The organism is Winogradskyella flava (assembly GCF_014243395.1).
GTDB classification, from domain to species: domain Bacteria; phylum Bacteroidota; class Bacteroidia; order Flavobacteriales; family Flavobacteriaceae; genus Winogradskyella; species Winogradskyella flava.
In genome coordinates, this window is sequence record NZ_JACLCP010000005.1 from 173,326 (window position 1) to 190,786 (window position 17,461).

At 34.7% G+C, this 17,461-nt stretch carries 15 protein-coding genes; 13 read left to right on the forward strand and 2 right to left on the reverse strand.

The features are described from left to right. Nucleotides 1-14: 14 nt before the first annotated feature. From rsgA to rlmN, 8 genes are all read left to right on the forward strand, one after another. Nucleotides 15-965: a ribosome small subunit-dependent GTPase A gene (gene rsgA / locus H7F21_RS15045; protein WP_185790129.1), complete on the forward strand. Its 951-nt coding sequence runs from the start codon at nt 15-17 to the stop codon at nt 963-965. After that, nucleotides 962-1,414, forward strand: a complete 453-nt coding sequence (gene dtd / locus H7F21_RS15050) for a D-aminoacyl-tRNA deacylase (protein WP_185790130.1) — start codon at nt 962-964, stop codon at nt 1,412-1,414. Before rsgA ends, dtd begins: the two co-directional genes overlap by 4 nt. A 138-nt stretch (nt 1,415-1,552) precedes the next feature. Beyond that, nucleotides 1,553-3,451, forward strand: a complete 1,899-nt coding sequence (locus H7F21_RS15055) for a DUF3857 domain-containing protein (RefSeq protein WP_246431499.1) — start codon at nt 1,553-1,555, stop codon at nt 3,449-3,451. A gap of 54 nt (nt 3,452-3,505) precedes the next feature. Then, the gene (locus H7F21_RS15060; protein WP_185790132.1) at nt 3,506-5,461 is read left to right on the forward strand and encodes a transglutaminase family protein; all 1,956 of its coding nucleotides are present in this window, start codon (nt 3,506-3,508) and stop codon (nt 5,459-5,461) included. A gap of 2 nt (nt 5,462-5,463) precedes the next feature. After that, nucleotides 5,464-5,790, forward strand: a complete 327-nt coding sequence (locus H7F21_RS15065; protein ID WP_185790133.1) for a nucleotide pyrophosphohydrolase — start codon at nt 5,464-5,466, stop codon at nt 5,788-5,790. Nucleotides 5,791-5,836: 46 nt separating this feature from the next. Then, entirely contained in the window at nt 5,837-7,066 is a 1,230-nt protein-coding gene (locus H7F21_RS15070) for a 3-phosphoshikimate 1-carboxyvinyltransferase (RefSeq protein ID WP_185790134.1), read from the forward strand. 106 nt (nt 7,067-7,172) lie between these two features. Further along, nucleotides 7,173-8,222 carry a tRNA preQ1(34) S-adenosylmethionine ribosyltransferase-isomerase QueA gene (queA, locus tag H7F21_RS15075; protein WP_185790135.1) on the forward strand — a complete coding sequence of 350 codons (1,050 nt, stop codon included), beginning with the start codon at nt 7,173-7,175 and terminating at the stop codon, nt 8,220-8,222. Nucleotides 8,223-8,313: 91 nt separating this feature from the next. Further along, complete coding sequence (rlmN, locus tag H7F21_RS15080; RefSeq protein ID WP_185790136.1) at nt 8,314-9,354, forward strand: dual-specificity RNA methyltransferase RlmN; 1,041 nt, start codon at nt 8,314-8,316, stop codon at nt 9,352-9,354. Nucleotides 9,355-9,402: 48 nt separating this feature from the next. Here the strand turns inward: rlmN and H7F21_RS15085 are convergent, their stop codons facing one another. Next, nucleotides 9,403-10,863, reverse strand: coding sequence for a T9SS type A sorting domain-containing protein (locus H7F21_RS15085; protein WP_185790137.1), 1,461 nt, complete (start codon nt 10,861-10,863; stop codon nt 9,403-9,405). Between the two features lie 132 nt (nt 10,864-10,995). Here H7F21_RS15085 and H7F21_RS15090 point away from each other — a divergent pair, with 132 nt between their 5' ends. The 5 genes from H7F21_RS15090 (at nt 10,996) to dnaG (ending at nt 16,740) form a co-directional block, all read left to right on the forward strand. Beyond that, nucleotides 10,996-11,973 carry a polyprenyl synthetase family protein gene (locus tag H7F21_RS15090; RefSeq protein WP_185790138.1) on the forward strand — a complete coding sequence of 326 codons (978 nt, stop codon included), beginning with the start codon at nt 10,996-10,998 and terminating at the stop codon, nt 11,971-11,973. A gap of 117 nt (nt 11,974-12,090) precedes the next feature. Then, nucleotides 12,091-12,654, forward strand: coding sequence for an RNA polymerase sigma factor (locus tag H7F21_RS15095; RefSeq protein ID WP_185790139.1), 564 nt, complete (start codon nt 12,091-12,093; stop codon nt 12,652-12,654). Continuing rightward, nucleotides 12,641-13,423 (forward strand): hypothetical protein, encoded by a 783-nt coding sequence (locus tag H7F21_RS15100; RefSeq protein WP_185790140.1) that lies wholly within the window; start codon nt 12,641-12,643, stop codon nt 13,421-13,423. Before H7F21_RS15095 ends, H7F21_RS15100 begins: the two co-directional genes overlap by 14 nt. Before the next feature lie 94 nt (nt 13,424-13,517). Next, nucleotides 13,518-14,609 (forward strand): coiled-coil domain-containing protein, encoded by a 1,092-nt coding sequence (locus H7F21_RS15105; protein WP_185790141.1) that lies wholly within the window; start codon nt 13,518-13,520, stop codon nt 14,607-14,609. Between the two features lie 151 nt (nt 14,610-14,760). Then, entirely contained in the window at nt 14,761-16,740 is a 1,980-nt protein-coding gene (gene dnaG / locus H7F21_RS15110) for a DNA primase (protein ID WP_185790142.1), read from the forward strand. Here dnaG and H7F21_RS15115 read toward each other — a convergent pair. Beyond that, complete coding sequence (locus H7F21_RS15115; protein WP_185790143.1) at nt 16,733-17,362, reverse strand: response regulator; 630 nt, start codon at nt 17,360-17,362, stop codon at nt 16,733-16,735. The genes dnaG and H7F21_RS15115 overlap by 8 nt on opposite strands. Nucleotides 17,363-17,461 lie beyond the last annotated feature (99 nt).

Here is a 17,461-nt window from a genome sequence, read left to right on the forward strand (position 1 = left end):
TATTAATTAGCTTAATGACAGGAACAGTATATAAATCTACCGGAAGTTGGTACACCGTTAAGACAATGAACGGTAAATTTTATGAGTGCAGAATTAAAGGTAGGTTTAGGTTAGAGGGTATTAAAAGTACCAACCCTATTGCTGTTGGAGATAAAGTAGAGTTTGAATTAGAGACTAAAAACAATACAGAAACAGGCGTCATTAATAGAATTGAAGAGCGCAAAAATTATATAGTTCGTAAATCTGTCAATCTTTCTAAACAAACACATATCATTGCCTCTAACATCGATCAGGTGTTTCTTTTGGTAACGATAGACAATCCACCGACATTTACAAGTTTTATAGACCGTTTTTTGGTCACTGCAGAAGCTTACGCCGTAAAAACGATTTTATTATTTAACAAAGCCGATACGTATGATTCAGAAACCTTATTGGAGGTAAAGTACTTGGCGAGTGTCTATAGACAAATAGGTTATGAATGTATTGGTATTTCTGCGAAAACAGGAAAGAATATTGATAAGGTTAAAAATCTTATGGTTGGCAATGTGAGTATGTTTGCAGGACATTCTGGCGTTGGCAAATCTACTTTAGTCAATGCCATTGAGCCATCCTTGGATTTAAAAACTAAGGCCATTTCTGAACAGCATATGCAAGGACAACATACCACAACCTTTGCAGAAATGTTTGATCTGAGTTTTGATGCCAAGATTATTGATACACCTGGTATCAAAGGTTTCGGTGTGGTTGACATGGAACGAGAAGAAGTTGGTGATTATTTTCCTGAGTTTTTCGCCCTAAAACAAGACTGTAAGTTTAATAATTGTTTACACTTAAAAGAGCCAAAGTGTGCTATCAAACAAGCTTTAGAAAATAACGAAGTGTCTTATTCTAGATATAGAAGTTATCTTCAGATTTTAGAAGGTGAGGACGAACATTATAGAACTGATAATTGGGATAGTGAATGAAGGTAGTAGTTCAGAGAGTGTCTAAGGCGTCAGTTAAAATTAATGAGAGGGAAGTCGCATCTATCGAAAAAGGACTTTTAGTCTTGCTAGGTATTGTGAATGAAGATACACAAGAAGATATTGATTGGCTTTGTAAAAAGATTGTGAATCTTCGTGTTTTCTCTGATGAGAATAGTGTGATGAACACATCTCTTTCAGATTCAGATGGTGATATAATTGTGGTGAGTCAATTTACACTTCATGCCAGTACAAAAAAAGGAAATCGGCCAAGTTATATAAAGGCCGCAAAACCAGATATTGCTATTCTCTTATATAAAAATTTTATAACAAAACTGCAGTCGGAATTAGGAAAGCCTATACAAACAGGTGAGTTTGGCGCAGATATGAAAGTCCATTTGGTTAATGATGGACCAGTGACGATAATCATCGATTCTAAAAATAAAGAGTGATCTTGACAGCTGCCAGTGTGCTTTAAAATTTGTAGTATATCGAATATTTTTGAAGCTTAGGGATTTATGATAAAAATCATTTGTTCAGATATAATTCCTTTTTATATTGTGAGACCTAAACTCAAATAAATAATGTTAATGCTCCGCATACCGCTTACCTTTTTCGCAATATTCACTTGTTTTATTTGTTTCTCCCAATCCGAAGATGTTTACAACTCACTAACCATTCCTTTAGAACTCAAAACTAAGACTGATGCTGTAGTGAGGTATGACAAGAAGACCGTTGAAGTATTGGATTACGATAAAATACTTGTAAGAAAGAAGCGTATTGTAACTGTTTTCAATAAAAAAGGAAATAGACACACAAATACTGGACAGGGTTATGATAACAATACAAGTATCAAAAAAATAGAAGCTCGTATCTATGATGCCTTAGGTGAAGAAATAAAAAAAGTTAAAGAACGCGATTTTACGGATGCAAGCGCGGTTAGCAATATTTCTATTTATGAAGATAATCGCGTAAAATATCTAAATTATATTCCAAGGGAATATCCTTATACTATAGAGTATACGTCAGAAGTTCTTCATAAGAATACTGCTTTTTTCCCTGGCTGGTTTCCTGTTGATGACTACTATGTTGGTATTGAACATGCAGAATATGAAATTATTAATTCGGCAGGTGTAGAGCTTAAATCAAAAAAGCAAAATTTTGAAGACTATCAGATTAAAAAAGTATCAGATCATCATTATGTGATTGAAGACTTTAAAGGCATGAAGTACGAGTCATATGCTCCCGAATTAAGAACTTTAGTACCAACATATCGGGTCGCTATGCGGAAATTCAATATGATAGGAGTGGATGGTATAAATAATGACTGGAATGATTTTGGTAAATGGATGTACGATAGACTCTTAACAGGAACTGACGACATACCTCAGACTACAATAGATGAAGTTAAACAGCTTACATCTGGTGTCGATGATAAAATTGAGCGTGCAAAATTGGTCTATAAATATATGCAGGATAAAACGCGGTATATAAGTATACAAGTTGGTATTGGAGGCTGGAAGCCTATGTTGGCATCAGATGTTGATAAATTGGGCTACGCAGACTGTAAAGGACTGACCAACTATACCAAAGCATTATTAGAGGCTGTTGAAGTACCATCATATTATACAGTTGTTTATGGAGGAAGAAATGTTAGGAGTATTGATAGTGAGTTTTCTGCAATAGAAGGTAACCATGTCATCTTGTGCGTTCCTAGTGAAGACCAAAATATTTTTTTAGAATGTACCAGCCAAACCAGTCCTTTTGGCTTTACGGCAGGTTTTACGGATGATAGAGATGTGCTTTTGGTAAAACCAGAAGGCGGTGAGATAGTACATACTAAGATATACGGAGCAGATGATAGTGTCCAAGAAACTACTGCCAATATTATATTGGACGAAACAGGTGGTTTTAATGCAGATGTAGACATAATTACTACAGGATATCAATATCAAATTCACGAAGGGATAGAAAATGAGACGGCAAGAGATCAGCAATTGCATTACAAAGACTATTGGGATAATATCAATGACTTAAACATTGACGACATCAAAATTGCTAATGATAAGGAACAAGTAATCTATAATGAAAGCATAAAGTTATCATCAACTAATTATGCTTCTAAAAGTGGAGATCGACTTATTTTTCAGCCAAATATGTTTAATAAGGTTACTCAAATTCCAACGCGTTACTCAGAGCGAAAATTTGAGTTTAAAATAGATCGATCATTTAAAGATGTAGATAACTTTGTAATAGCGATTCCAGAAGGGTTTAAGCTAGAAGCTATGTCGGAAGGTAAAGAGCTCAAAACAAATTTTGGAACTTATAAGTTCAAACTGGAGTCCCTAGGAGATAATAAAATAAAATACACCCGAACTTATATTCTCAATAAGGGAAATTACCCTAAAGAAGATTACAAAGCTTTCAGGAATTTTAGAAAACAGATTGTCAAGAATGACAAAACCAAAGTTGTTCTAATTAAAGTATAGATCTACCATATCCAAAACTTAAATTAATACAAATTAGCTTATAATATTTTACACATGAAACATCTATTTATTGTCGCAATTATTTTTTTTAGTCTTAATCAGGTGATTGCTCAAAACTTTAAATTTGGAAAAGTATCCAAAGAGGAATTACAGGAGAAATTTCACCCAATAGATTCCTCAGCTTCTGCCGCTGTATTATATAGAAATGAATCCATTAGTTTTTATTACACGGATTCTGATGGTTTTATGCAGCAAAGGGAAATCCATGAGCGTGTAAAAATATACAACAAGGATGGTTTCGATTGGGCAACTAAAAAAGAGTATTTGTATCAAGGAAGTAACCGATTTGAAGAAAATCTAACAGGATTAAAAGGCGTGACCTATAATTACATCGATGGAAAAATCACAAAAGATAAATTAACTAGCGACGGTAAATTTAGCGAGGACTACAACGAGTACACAAAGATAAACTCGTTTACCATGCCAAATATTAAAGAGGGTTCGGTCATAGAATATAAATACAAAATTACAACAGGCTCAATAGGTATTGAAGATATCATTTTTCAATACAATATCCCTATCAACAGACTTGAGGTTAAATTAGCAACACCAGAATATTATGTCTACAAAAAACAAATGAATTTAAGGTCTACCTATATGCCAAAACTGAAGGAGACCTCAAAGAATTTGACAGTACCGTTTGAATACAAAGTAGACATAATTGATGTCGAAGAAACTAATGTGCCAGCCCTAAAAGAAGAAGCTTATGCAGGTAACATCAATATTTATAGAAGTAAAATGGCTTTAGAGCTAAATGCCGTTTTAAACTCTTATGGTGTTATTGACAAATCATTTTCTTCATCTTGGCAGGAGGTATCAAAAACTATTTATGAAAGCACGCATTTTGGAGGACAGTTAAGTAAATCAAGTTTCTACAAAGATGATTTAGAAGCCTTATTAGCTAGTGCAGCCAATGATTTTGAAAAAGCATTTTTAATCGAAAATTTTGTGAAGTCAAAAGTAAAATGGAATGGAAACTATGGAAAATATACTCAAAAAGGAATCAGATCTGCTTATAAAGACGGTGTAGGTAATGTTGCAGATGTAAATTTATTGGTCACTTCAATGTTGCAATCGCAAGGGGTTAATGCATATCCTGTTTTAATAAGTACTAGAAATAACGGAATCCCACTTTTTCCAACAAGAGAGGGCTTTAATTATGTGATTTGTATGGTTAAAAGTGGAGATAAGTATATGCTAATCGATGCTACAGAACCATTTAGTACAAATAATGTATTACCAGAGCGTGTACTTAACTGGAGAGGAAGAGTTATTTCTAAAGATGGTAACTCAGAATGGATTGATCTAAGATCGAATACAAAATCTTTAGAATCAACTAGGCTAAATGTAAAAATTCATGATGATTTTTCTGTTTCTGGGAAAGTTTTAAAAAACTTAAATTCATATTCGGCATTACGATATAGAAAGCGATATGCGTTATTAGCTGAAGAAGACCATATCAAGGCGATAGAGTCAAATAAGGGCGATTTAGAAGTTGGAGAGCTCAATTTTGAAAACAGGAAAAATACAATGCAACCAGTCAAAATATCTTACGATTATGAATTATCCGACGGTATTGATGAGGTTGGAGAAAAACTTTACTTTTCTCCGATGCTGTTCCTAGCTATAAAAGAGAACCCGTTTAAACTAGAAGAGCGTCAATATCCGATTGATTTTATTATGCCTTATAAAGATGCGTATACCATTAACATAATGTTACCTGATGGTTATAATGTTGAGTCTTTACCCAAAAGTGAAATGATGGAATTCAATAATGATGATGCTAAATTTGAATACATATTGAGAGAGAATGGACGTTATTTGCAATTAAAAGTTAATTTAGATATAAATAATCCGATCATTGGGCCTGTAAATTATAAAGTATTTAAAAGTTTTTTTAGCTCTGTGATTGATAAACAAGCACAGCAAATCGTATTAACAAAAGCGTAATCATGGATATTAAAAATGCTCAAAAAGAAGTTGATGACTGGATCAAGACCCATGGCGTAAGATATTTTAACGAGCTTACCAATATGGCACAGCTCACCGAAGAGGTTGGCGAGGTTGCTCGGATTATCGCGAGACGTTATGGCGAGCAGAGTGAAAAGGAAAGTGACAAAGGTAAAGATCTGGGAGAAGAACTTGCTGATGTCATGTTTGTAGTACTTTGTTTAGCAAATCAAACGGGAATTGATCTTCAAAAGGCTTTTGATAAAAAAATGGATAAAAAAGCAAAACGCGATCACGATAGACATCATAATAACGATAAATTAAAGTAATTTTATTCCCGCATTTCAACAAGCAAACCCCAGCAGGAATTTTTATATGGATATTCAAATTCAAAAATCATCAATCGATAACATTCTAAAAGAGATAGAAATCACAGGTTCCAAAAGTGAATCCAATCGTTTGCTACTACTTCAGGCTTTGTATCCTGAGATTTCAATTGATAATTTATCTAATTCTGATGACTCTGTTCTAATGCAGAAAGCTTTAGAGTCAAAAGATAGTGCTATTGATATTCATCATGCTGGCACAGCTATGCGTTTTTTAACGGCCTATTTTTCCATTCAGGATAATCGTGAAGTTGTTATAACAGGATCGTCCAGAATGAAAGAACGACCTATTAAGATTTTGGTAGATGCTTTAAAAGGTTTGGGGGCTGATATAGGTTATTTAGAAAATGAGGGATTTCCACCACTAAAGATTAAAGGTAAAAAACTATCAAACAATAAAGTTACATTAAAAGCTAACGTAAGCAGCCAATATATATCAGCACTGTTATTAATCGCTTCGAGATTAAATAATGGAATGGAATTAGTATTAGAGGGTAAGATTACTTCAGTGCCATATATTAAAATGACGCTTAGCCTTTTGGACGAGTTAGGCATTCAAACTGAATTTAAGGATAATACGATCAAAGTAAAGTCAAAAGATGCAAAACTGCAATTACAGAGGTTCACGGTGGAATCTGATTGGTCTTCTGCGTCTTATTTTTATAGTGTTGTAGCTTTAAGTGCCATTGGAACTCAAATTAAGTTAAGATCTTATAAAAGTAATTCACTCCAAGGAGATTCGGTTTTATCTGCAATTTATAAGCAATTTGGTGTAGAGACCACCTTTGAGAATAATAGTATTACACTTCACAAATCTTCAATCATCAATAGCCAATCTAGAATAGAATTAGATTTAAGCAATGCGCCAGATATCGCACAGACCATTTCTGTTACGGCTTTTGGTTTGGGTTTAGAATGTAACCTAATAGGACTTCATACCCTTAAGATAAAGGAAACCGACAGACTTGTTGCGCTTAAAACGGAGCTGGAAAAGCTAGGAGCTCAGGTTGCGATTACGGATAAAGCCTTGCAATTAAAACCAGCAACGCACATTAAGGGCGATATCTCTATTGCCACCTATAATGACCATAGAATGGCAATGGCATTTGCTCCACTGGGTTTGAAGACTTCCATTATTATAGAAAATGCAGATGTTGTGAGTAAATCCTATCCTCAATTTTGGGAGGATTTTAAAGCTATAGGCTTCATTATAAAATAAACCTCCATTTACTTGACAAGGCCTATCTTGAGATTGTATATTTGCGACTTCAAAAAATAAGTGGTTAAAGATTCCATTTAACCAATAAAACAATAAAATCTAACAAATGAAATTATCACACTTTAGTTTTGACCTTCCAGAGGAATTATTAGCAGAGCATCCGGCAGAGCACAGGGATGAATCTAGATTAATGGTTCTTAATAGAGAGAATCAAACAATTGAACATAAACTCTTTAAGGATGTTATCGATTATTTTGATGAAGGGGATGTGATGATTTTAAATAACACTAAAGTTTTCCCAGCAAGACTATACGGTAACAAGGAAAAAACGGGCGCACGTATCGAAGTTTTTTTATTGCGCGAATTAAACCAAGACCAACGTCTTTGGGATGTACTTGTAGATCCTGCTCGAAAGATTAGAATTGGAAACAAATTATATTTTGGTGAAGATGAAACTCTAGTTGCTGAGGTAATTGATAATACAACGTCTAGAGGACGTACCTTAAGGTTCCTATATGACGGATCTTATACCGATTTTAGAAGAAAGCTAACAGAACTAGGAGAAACACCGCTTCCAAAATATATTAAGAGAGATGTACAGCCAGAAGACGAAGAGCGTTACCAAACAATCTTTGCAAAAAATGAAGGTGCTGTAGCGGCACCAACGGCTGGATTACACTTCTCAAAGCACTTATTGAAGCGTCTAGAAATCAAAGGTGTGGAAATGGCGGAAGTAACACTTCATGTTGGTTTGGGTACATTTAATCCTGTTGAGGTAGAAGATCTATCCAAGCATAAAATGGACAGTGAAGAAATTGTTATTACACCGAGAGCTGCAGATATTGTAAATAGAGGTATTGAAAGCAAAAAGCGTGTTTGCGCTGTTGGAACTACTTCTATGCGTACCATTGAGAGTTCTGTATCATCAAATGGAAGATTGAATGAGTACGATGGCTGGACCAATAAGTTCATTTTTCCACCGTACGATTTTAGTATTGCTAACTGCATGATTACTAATTTTCATACACCAAAATCAACATTGTTGATGATGGTCTCTGCCTTTGCTGGTCATGATTTCATGAAGAAAGCCTATGAAGAAGCAGTGAAAGAAAAGTACAGATTCTATTCTTATGGAGATGCTATGCTTATTATCTAATTGAGAATTAAAGAAAGATTATCAAAGCCTCTTAATTGAGGCTTTTTTTATGAATGGATAAATGCCAGTTCATTTGAGTAACTTTACCAAAATGGAAATTAAAAAGAAAGACATACGTGCCCTAACCAAAGAACAACTGCGAGATTTTTTTGTAAAACAGGGTGATAAAGCATTTAGAGGGAATCAGGTGTATGAATGGTTGTGGCAAAAATCGGCACATAGTTTTGAGGACATGACCAATATATCCATTGAAACGCGCCGGATGTTACAAGATAACTTTGTAATTAATCATATCAAAGTAGATCAGATGCAACGCAGCTCTGATGGTACTATAAAAAATGCAGTTAGATTGCATGATGATTTAATTGTTGAGTCTGTTTTGATTCCTACCGCAACGCGCACAACGGCTTGCGTATCTTCGCAAGTAGGTTGTAGTTTAGACTGTAAATTTTGCGCAACAGCAAGATTGAAACGCATGCGTAATCTCAATCCAGATGAAATCTATGACCAAGTTGTAGCCATCGATAATGAAAGCCGATTATATCATGGTAGGCCATTGAGTAATATCGTGTTTATGGGCATGGGAGAACCTTTAATGAACTACAACAATGTCCTTAAGGCCATTGATAAAATAACATCGCCTGAAGGCTTGGGCATGTCTCCAAAACGAATTGTGGTCTCAACTTCTGGAGTACCTAAAATGATAAAGAAAATGGCGGATGATGAAGTGCGATTTAAACTAGCCGTGTCGCTGCATTCTGCAATTGACGAAGTTAGAACATCTATTATGCCGTTCAATGCTACGTTTCCCTTAAAAGATTTGAGAGAAGCATTAGAGTATTGGTATGCTAAGACTAAGAATCGAATTACCTATGAGTATGTAGTTTGGAAAGGTATTAATGATAAACGAAAAGATGTAGATGCCTTAGTAAACTTCTGCAAGTTTGCACCAAGTAAGGTGAATCTTATAGAATACAATCCAATTGATGATGGTGAGTTTCAACAAGCTGACTCAAAAGCAATAGATATGTATGTTAACGTTCTTGAAGCAAATAACATTACGGTAACCGTTAGGCGAAGCAGAGGTAAGGATATTGATGCCGCTTGCGGTCAGCTGGCTAATAAAAGTTAGGGTATAAAAAAAGCGGCTTATTGCCGCTTTTTTTTAACTTTATTATCTCTACTGTTTTGTGACTTTTATTGTCTGAGTATTTGTTCCAGCAGTAATTTTTACTAAATATAAACCTTGAGATAGATTTGAAATGTTAATGCTTGAATTGAAAATATCTCCTTTATTAAAATGAGCAGCTTTTCTGCCAGTAAGGTCATATACAATAACATTATCTATTGGTTCAGCTGATTTAATATTCAAGATATCACTAACAGGATTTGGTGAAACGCTAAAAGTACTAAACTCTTCCTCAGAAGTTGATAATGCTAAGCCAGTAGTAAAACTCCAGACAGGTCCAGTGGTTTCTCCAAAACAGTTTATAGGATCTAAAGACCAGAAATACGTCGTGTTTTCGGCTAAACCAGTTATTTCACCTCCATTTTCAAAATTGTTAAATGAATTTTGGACTGGAGGATTAGCTGTATCTAAGTTTAAAGTATAATTAACATCTGGATCTCCCGTCCACGAAAAAGTTAGAGAATTTCCATTCGCATCAATAGTTACATTTGTTGCTGCATCGCCTGGTATAGGTGCAGTGGCAGCAGGCGGCGCTATTGTATCTGTACACGCTTCTGTAGTAAAACTAAATACTGGTCCAGCGGTGACACCAGCACAGTTAACTGCTTCTATGAACCAATAGTAAGTTGTATTAGGTTGCCAGTTAAAATTAATGGAATTTCCGATACTAAACCCAGTGATTAAGCCAATATCGTCACCAGCTGTATTAGCTCCTAAACTAATATTATAACTGTCAGCAGCATCACCCGAAGACGGCGGTGCCCATTCGATTGGACCCAAATTTCTAGGGTCTCCATATGCAATAGTTACGCCAGTAGCCCCATTAGAAGGCATTATAGCAGTTGTTACAGCATTTGGTGCATTGACAGTACATTGAAAAACAGACACATTATCAACGGCCCAGCCCCATGCATAATCTCCTGTCCATCTAAAACGGACTTGAGCATTTGCAGCTCCTGCTAGATCAGCTGAGACATCAATAGATTCAAATCCAAAAGAAGATGCAGCTTGGTCCACTCCACTGTAAGAGGCAACTTGTGACCAGCCTACTCCATCAGTTGAAACTTCTACAAATCCTTGACCGCCAAAACCAGCTGTAAAAAAATGATTAAATGATAGTGTTACCGATGTTAAACCAGAACAGTCGAATATTGGACTTTCTAATGCTGCATCTTCTGCTGTAGTATTGTTGCCATATCCATCACTATCAAACAATGCATAATTTCCCGCTAATTCACCATTTACATAATAAATCGTATTGGGCGAAGTATAACCGACAGCATCACCGCCATTTGCAAAAGTCCATATGTCTCCACCACCAGCTATATCGTTATTTGTCCATCCAGTAGGTGTGCTCAAGCCTGATTCAAAATCCTCGCTTAAAACAGTTTGTCCTAACATTAGACTAGTGGAAAAGACTAGTGTTGTAATTAATAAAGTAATTTTTTTCATAAGTTATGTTTTTGGATTAATAGCTTTAAAGTTACAAATAATTGTTTTCCAGTGGTGTTAAATTCTAATTATTCTCGATATGCGATTTAAAACTTAGTTTATTCGTAATTTCGCAAGAGTCTTATTCAATAAATGAAAATAACCGAACAGATAAAGCAGCCCATAGCTTATGAGATGGAACTTTTTGAGCGAAAGTTTAGGCTCTCTATGGCGAGTAAAGTGGCACTTCTTAATCGCATTACACATTACATTGTTAACCGTAAGGGCAAACAAATGCGACCAATGTTTGTGTTTTTGGTCGCCAAGATGATGAATAATGGAGAGGTTAGCGAGCGAACATACAGAGGCGCTTCCGTAATAGAATTAATTCATACAGCGACTCTGGTTCACGATGATGTTGTGGACGACAGTAATAGACGTCGTGGCTTCTTTTCTATCAATGCCCTTTGGAAAAACAAAATAGCAGTACTAATAGGTGATTACCTTTTGTCTAAGGGCTTATTGCTTTCTATAGACAATAACGATTTCGATTTATTGAAAATTATTTCTGTTGCTGTAAGGGAAATGAGTGAGGGCGAATTACTTCAAATTGAAAAGGCAAGACAGCTAGATATTACAGAAGCGGTCTATTATGATATCATACGGCAGAAAACAGCAACCTTAATTGCAGCCTGCTGTAGTTTGGGTGCTGCATCAGTTAAACCCAATGCTCCAGAAGTGGAAACCATGCGAAAGTTTGGTGAACTTATTGGTATGGCATTTCAAATAAAAGATGACCTATTTGACTATGGCGAGGAAAAAATAGGCAAACCTACAGGTATAGATATTAAGGAGCAAAAAATGACTTTACCCCTTATTTATGTGCTAAACAATTGTTCTAAAAAAGAGAAAGCTTGGCTTATAAATTCGGTCAAAAATTACAATAAGGACAAAAAGCGTGTTAAAGAGGTTATAACTTTTGTAAGAGCCAATAATGGCTTGGATTATGCCACTTCAAAAATGAAAGCTTTCCAAGAAGAGGCATTAAATTTACTAAACAATTACCCAGAATCTCCGTACAAATCTTCATTAAAGTTAATGGTAGATTATGTTATTGATAGAAAAAAATAAATTTTATTTATTTGAAAATCAATTACTTATAAAATTTTTAAACTAATTTTCACTTCCCAGACAACCATTAGCCAAACAATTGCGTCTTTATAAATAGAAGCGCAACCGTAAATTAGAATGAAAGTTATCCAACTTCATAAAAACGAAATAAAACTTATACAAAGAGCTGCAAAAAACAACCGTGAAGCTCAACATGTATTGTATGAGTTGCATGCGCCAAAAATGTTAAGCGTTTGTAGATATTACATTAAAGATGTGCAACAAGCAGAAGAGGTGATGCTCAATGGATTCTTTAAAGTATTCAAATATTTAAAAACATTTAAGAACGAAGGTAGTTTTGAGGGCTGGATAAGACGAATTATGGTAAGAGAAGCTATCTCCTATTTAAGACAAAAAAAGACCATTGAGTTTGCTGCAGAAGATGAGTATTTAGAACATGATTATTCTAATAACATCAAAACAAATATTGAAGTTGCAGAGATTCAACAAGTAATAGATAGTTTACCAGAAGGTTATAAAATGGTTTTTGTGATGTATGCCATCGAAGGGTATAAGCACTATGAGATAGCGGATTTACTTAATATATCTGAGGGCACTTCGAAATCACAATTATTTAAAGCAAGGCAAATGCTCCAAAAGAAAATTAAAGAATTAAACAACAGTAGTTATGGCACCAATTAAATTCGAAGAACAACTAAAAGACAAGCTCGAAAAGCGAAGTTTACAGCCATCAATAGAAAGTTGGTCTAAACTTTCTGAACGTTTGGATACCCAAGAGAAGAAATCGAAAAACCCATGGTTTTGGTGGATGGGAATTGCGGCAGGTGTAATTATTATGATTGCTATTATGGTAGAGACCTTTGGTTCTAAAATCGATGACAATACAGCACCTCAAATAGTTGAGGAAGAATCAATGGAACAAATTATTGAGCCGAAACAGCCAAATCTAAATGAGGTTAAAGCAATAGAGTTAGCTGCAGAAAATGAAAAAACAGATAGTGAAATAGACGAAAATGACACAAAAGAAGAAGTGCAGATCATCAATTACAAAGCAGTAATCAATAAAAAGCAAAAAACTGAAACGCAATTGGCTAGTAACCAAGAAAGTGAAGATAATAAAGTTGAGCGCTTAAAGGATTCTAACAAAGCACAGCAAAGCTTAGTTAAACAAACAATGATCAACAAAAATGCAGTTGTAGAAGCTTTAGATCAATTGAGGTCTGAAACCCCATCAGTTACAGATAGGGAAGTAGATTCCCTTTTAAAGTTGGCTAGTAAAGAATTATTTAAAGATAAGTTGAGAAAAGAGACCAGTAAAACTGTTGATGCCAATTCCCTTTTGTTGGACGTAGAGGAAGAAATGGGACAGTCTTTTAGAACAAAGGTGTATGAAGCACTAAAAGAAAGTTATGAAACCGTGAAAACGGCTGTAGCAGAGCGTAATAACTAAATAAAGTTTCATTTTCAGAGAAAGTCATCGCCTGAAGGTATTATAAAACAAGAATCAAATTAAATAAATATAAATCATCAAAAAACGAACAGTTATGAACACAATTACGCGATTAGTAGTATATGCCATTATATCACTTGCATTTGCAACGACACAAGGGCAAACTAAAGAGTTAGATTCTATAAGAAAAGCTGATGTAGATTATAAGATCAGTAATTTAGAAGAAGAAAAAATGAAAATTGAAGAGCAAGAAAAATCAATTTTAAAACTTAAGATATCCAAAATTAATAAGCGATTAGATGATAAAGAGATTACTGCAGAAGAGGCAGAAAATCTTAAAAAGGAAGCGGCAAAAGTAGCGGCACTTAATATTGAAAATAGAACCGAAATAGTTGAAAGTAAAATAGCATTACTGAAAAGAAATGGCTATGATTCTTATCAGTATAGAAGAGATGATAATGAAAGGGTGTCAATCAGTATTGGTTCTGGTGGATTTCATATCGATGTAAGTGGTGATGATAAACCTAAAAGAAAGCCAAAATTCGATCGAAGAACCTTCGGTGAAAATGTATCAGCTATTGGTTTTAATAATACCTTAATTGATGGTGTAGACCTAGATGATTCACCTTATAAATTAGGAGGTTCCGGATTTGTAGAATGGGGATACACGCTAAATACAAGAATCTTTAAGAATACAAACTTTTGGAGATTAAAATACGGCTTCTCATTTCAATGGAACAAGCTTAACATTAAAGACAATCAATACTTTGTAAATAACGATGGCGATATAACTCTGCAAGAATTTCCTTTAGAAATTAATAAAGCAAAATTTAGAACTACAAATTTAGTTATACCAGTACATTTGGAATTTGGGCCATCTAAAAAGATTGAAAAAGAAAACTATTTTCGTTATTCCAGACATAGACAATTGAAAATAGGTATAGGTGGTTATGCTGGTGTTAATCTTGGTAGTATGCAAAAGCTTAAATATAAAGAGGACGGCAATAGAGTTAAGAACAAACAAAGAGGCGGTTATGAAGTAAATAATTTTGTATACGGACTGAGTGGTTATATCGGAATTGGTGAGGTAGCACTATATGTGAAGTACGATCTTAATCCATTATTTAAAAATCAAGCGATAGACCAAAACAATATTTCAATTGGTATTAGATTTGATACTCTATAAATCAATCAATTTTTGAGTGTTACAAATGCCTTAATCTGGAAACGGATTAAGGCATTTTATATTATCACAAGAAATTCAAATTACTCCTAATGATATATTTCTTAAACAAATAGATTATCTTAAATTTACAGACTGGCTAAAATTCTCATTTTTGATTTCACAAAATTCCATAGCACAAGTTTTTGAAACTGCTCGCGTAGAAGAGGTCATTGGTGATTTTGTACAACTAAAAAAAGCTGGAAGTAACTTTAAGGGGCTAAGCCCTTTTAGTGAAGAACGTACACCGAGTTTTATGGTGTCTCCTGTAAAACAAATTTGGAAAGACTTCTCGACTGGCAAAGGAGGTAATGCAGTGACATTTTTAATGGAGCACGAGCATTTTACCTATCCTGAAGCTATTAAGTACCTTGCCAAAAAGTACAATATAGAAATTGAGGAAACTGAACGTACAGACGAAGAAAAGGCCCAGGCAGATGCTAGAGAAAGTTTGTATTTGGTGAGCGAATATGCTAATGAGTACTTTCAAAAGATTTTAAATAAAACAGATCAAGGTAAAGCGATTGGTCTTAGCTATTTTAAAGAGCGAGGATTTACAGAGGGAACGATTAAAAAGTTTCAATTGGGGTATGCCTTGGATGAGTGGCAGGCATTTACAGATGATGCCTTAGGTAAGGGTTATAAATTAGACTTCTTAGAGCAAACGGGTCTCACTATTGTAAAAGAGCAAAAGCGTTTCGATAGATTTAAAGGTAGGGTGATGTTTCCTATCCATAGCATGAGTGGTCGCATACTAGGCTTTGGTGGACGTATTCTAACCAACGATAAAAAAGCCGCAAAGTATCTCAATTCACCTGAAAGTGAGATTTACCACAAGAGCAAGGTGCTGTATGGTTTGTATTTTGCTAAGCAAACCATTGCCAAGGAAGATAATTGTTATTTGGTAGAGGGTTACACGGATGTGATTCAGTTTTATCAAACTGGAGTTAAGAACGTCGTCTCTTCCTCTGGTACAGCTTTAACGTCCGATCAAATAAGGCTCATCAATAGGCTAACTAATAATATTACAGTACTTTTTGATGGTGATGCTGCCGGGATTAGAGCTTCCATAAGAGGTATTGATTTAATCTTGGAGCAAGGTATGAACGTTAAGGTGTGTACGTTCCCAGATGGTGAAGATCCAGACAGTTTTGCCAAATCCAACACTTTAGAAGAGCTTACTGAATATCTAAATGGGAATGCTAAGGATTTTATTCAATTTAAGGCGTCATTATTAGTTAAGGAGGCTAATAATGATCCAATAAAAAAGGCTGAGACCATTCGAGAAATTGTTAATAGCATTGCAAAAATTCCCGATGCTATTAAACGTGAAATCTATGTGCAAGAATGTGCTTCTATTATGGAAATCAGCGAAAATGTGTTGTTTAGCACATTGGCACAAATCAACAAAAAGGAATTTCAAGAAGCCAACAAAAAGTTCAAACAAGAACAGAAAGCTTTTGAAGTTGTAAAGAATCAACCAGAGCAAAAGCAGAAAATAAACGTTCAATATGAATTGGAGCGAAAGATTATTGAAATCTTGATGCTCTATGGTGACAGAACTGAACAGTTTGAAGATCTCATTTTAAAAGAAGATGAGGTTTCTGGAGAGTTGCTTTTAGAGCCTACAATACATGAGGCACGTGTTTTTGAAAAGATATATCTAGATCTTCAGGAAGATGAAATGATGTTTTCAAATGAGCGTTTTAGAGAATTGTATTATTCTATTATAGATAGATTGAATCAAGATGAAGACTTTTCCACCAAAGATTTTATCAATCAACTAGATCAAGAATCTGCAAGTGAGGTTACAGGTATTTTAATGGAAGATGAAAAGTACAATCTTCATGATTGGGAGCGCAATCAAATTATTCCAAAGGAAAAAGAACATTCAATTTCGCAATTGGTGAGCCAGACCATTTTAAGTCTTCGTTGCTATTTAATAGATCAAAAGGTAGCAGAATATAAAAATGAAACCTTAAGACCTGAAGTAGATTCTCGTCCCATAATGGAAGATGTAAAGGACTATGTTGGTCTAAAAATGCTTTTGTCTAGAAAGTTGGGCAAAGTTATTGGAAGCTATATCGCTAGGTAAGATTATGATGCTTAGCTTGGTGGATCAAATCCACAATATTGGTTACGTTTAATTTCTTAAAAAGCCTTGCCTTATATGTGCTAACTGTTTTTTCGTTTATATCCAGCTCTTCAGCTATTTCTTTATTCTTTCTGCCTATTGAGAGCAATTTTAATACTTCAACTTCTCTTGTAGAGAGCTTTTTAAACATACGACTTCGACTCTTTTTAGTGTCTTCATAGCGTAAATGCTTATCCATTTTATCGCTTAATGAAATTTCGCCTCCATGAATTTTTCTAACGGCAGCTTCTATCGTATCAACATCGGCGGTTTTGTTCAAATAACCAGATGCTCCAGCCTTTAATGTACTTATAGCATAAATTTCTTCTGGTTGACTACTAAACATTAAGACATTAACAGACTTATTTTCTTTTTTTATAGCTCTTAGTGCAGTAATACCATTAAGCTCTGGTAGGTCTATTTCAGAAATAATTACATCAACTTCGTGACGTCTTACAAATTCGAAAATTTCGATGCCGCTTCCCAGTTTTCCAACTACTTTGAGATCAGGCTTACTATTGAAGAACAATTCTAGCCCTGTTCTTACAATAGGATGGTTGTCAACAATAAGAATGCGTATCATGACAATTGATTTTTGATTTAGTTAGGGTTATTAATCAATAGCAAAAGTTAATTAAGGATGTTGCGGAGATTTGTTTCGTAAATGTAACCAAAAATTAAA

Bases quoted from the DNA above. Each gene is read 5' to 3' on its own strand.
- rsgA (WP_185790129.1), top strand. From the start codon at position 15: ATGACAGGAACAGTATATAAATCTACCGGAAGTTGGTACACCGTTAAG.
- dtd (WP_185790130.1), top strand. From the start codon at position 962: ATGAAGGTAGTAGTTCAGAGAGTGTCTAAGGCGTCAGTTAAAATTAAT.
- H7F21_RS15055 (WP_246431499.1), top strand. From the start codon at position 1,553: ATGCTCCGCATACCGCTTACCTTTTTCGCAATATTCACTTGTTTTATT.
- H7F21_RS15060 (WP_185790132.1), top strand. From the start codon at position 3,506: ATGAAACATCTATTTATTGTCGCAATTATTTTTTTTAGTCTTAATCAG.
- H7F21_RS15065 (WP_185790133.1), top strand. From the start codon at position 5,464: ATGGATATTAAAAATGCTCAAAAAGAAGTTGATGACTGGATCAAGACC.
- H7F21_RS15070 (WP_185790134.1), top strand. From the start codon at position 5,837: ATGGATATTCAAATTCAAAAATCATCAATCGATAACATTCTAAAAGAG.
- queA (WP_185790135.1), top strand. From the start codon at position 7,173: ATGAAATTATCACACTTTAGTTTTGACCTTCCAGAGGAATTATTAGCA.
- rlmN (WP_185790136.1), top strand. From the start codon at position 8,314: ATGGAAATTAAAAAGAAAGACATACGTGCCCTAACCAAAGAACAACTG.
- H7F21_RS15085 (WP_185790137.1), bottom strand. From the start codon at position 10,863: ATGAAAAAAATTACTTTATTAATTACAACACTAGTCTTTTCCACTAGT.
- H7F21_RS15090 (WP_185790138.1), top strand. From the start codon at position 10,996: ATGAAAATAACCGAACAGATAAAGCAGCCCATAGCTTATGAGATGGAA.
- H7F21_RS15095 (WP_185790139.1), top strand. From the start codon at position 12,091: ATGAAAGTTATCCAACTTCATAAAAACGAAATAAAACTTATACAAAGA.
- H7F21_RS15100 (WP_185790140.1), top strand. From the start codon at position 12,641: ATGGCACCAATTAAATTCGAAGAACAACTAAAAGACAAGCTCGAAAAG.
- H7F21_RS15105 (WP_185790141.1), top strand. From the start codon at position 13,518: ATGAACACAATTACGCGATTAGTAGTATATGCCATTATATCACTTGCA.
- H7F21_RS15115 (WP_185790143.1), bottom strand. From the start codon at position 17,362: ATGATACGCATTCTTATTGTTGACAACCATCCTATTGTAAGAACAGGG.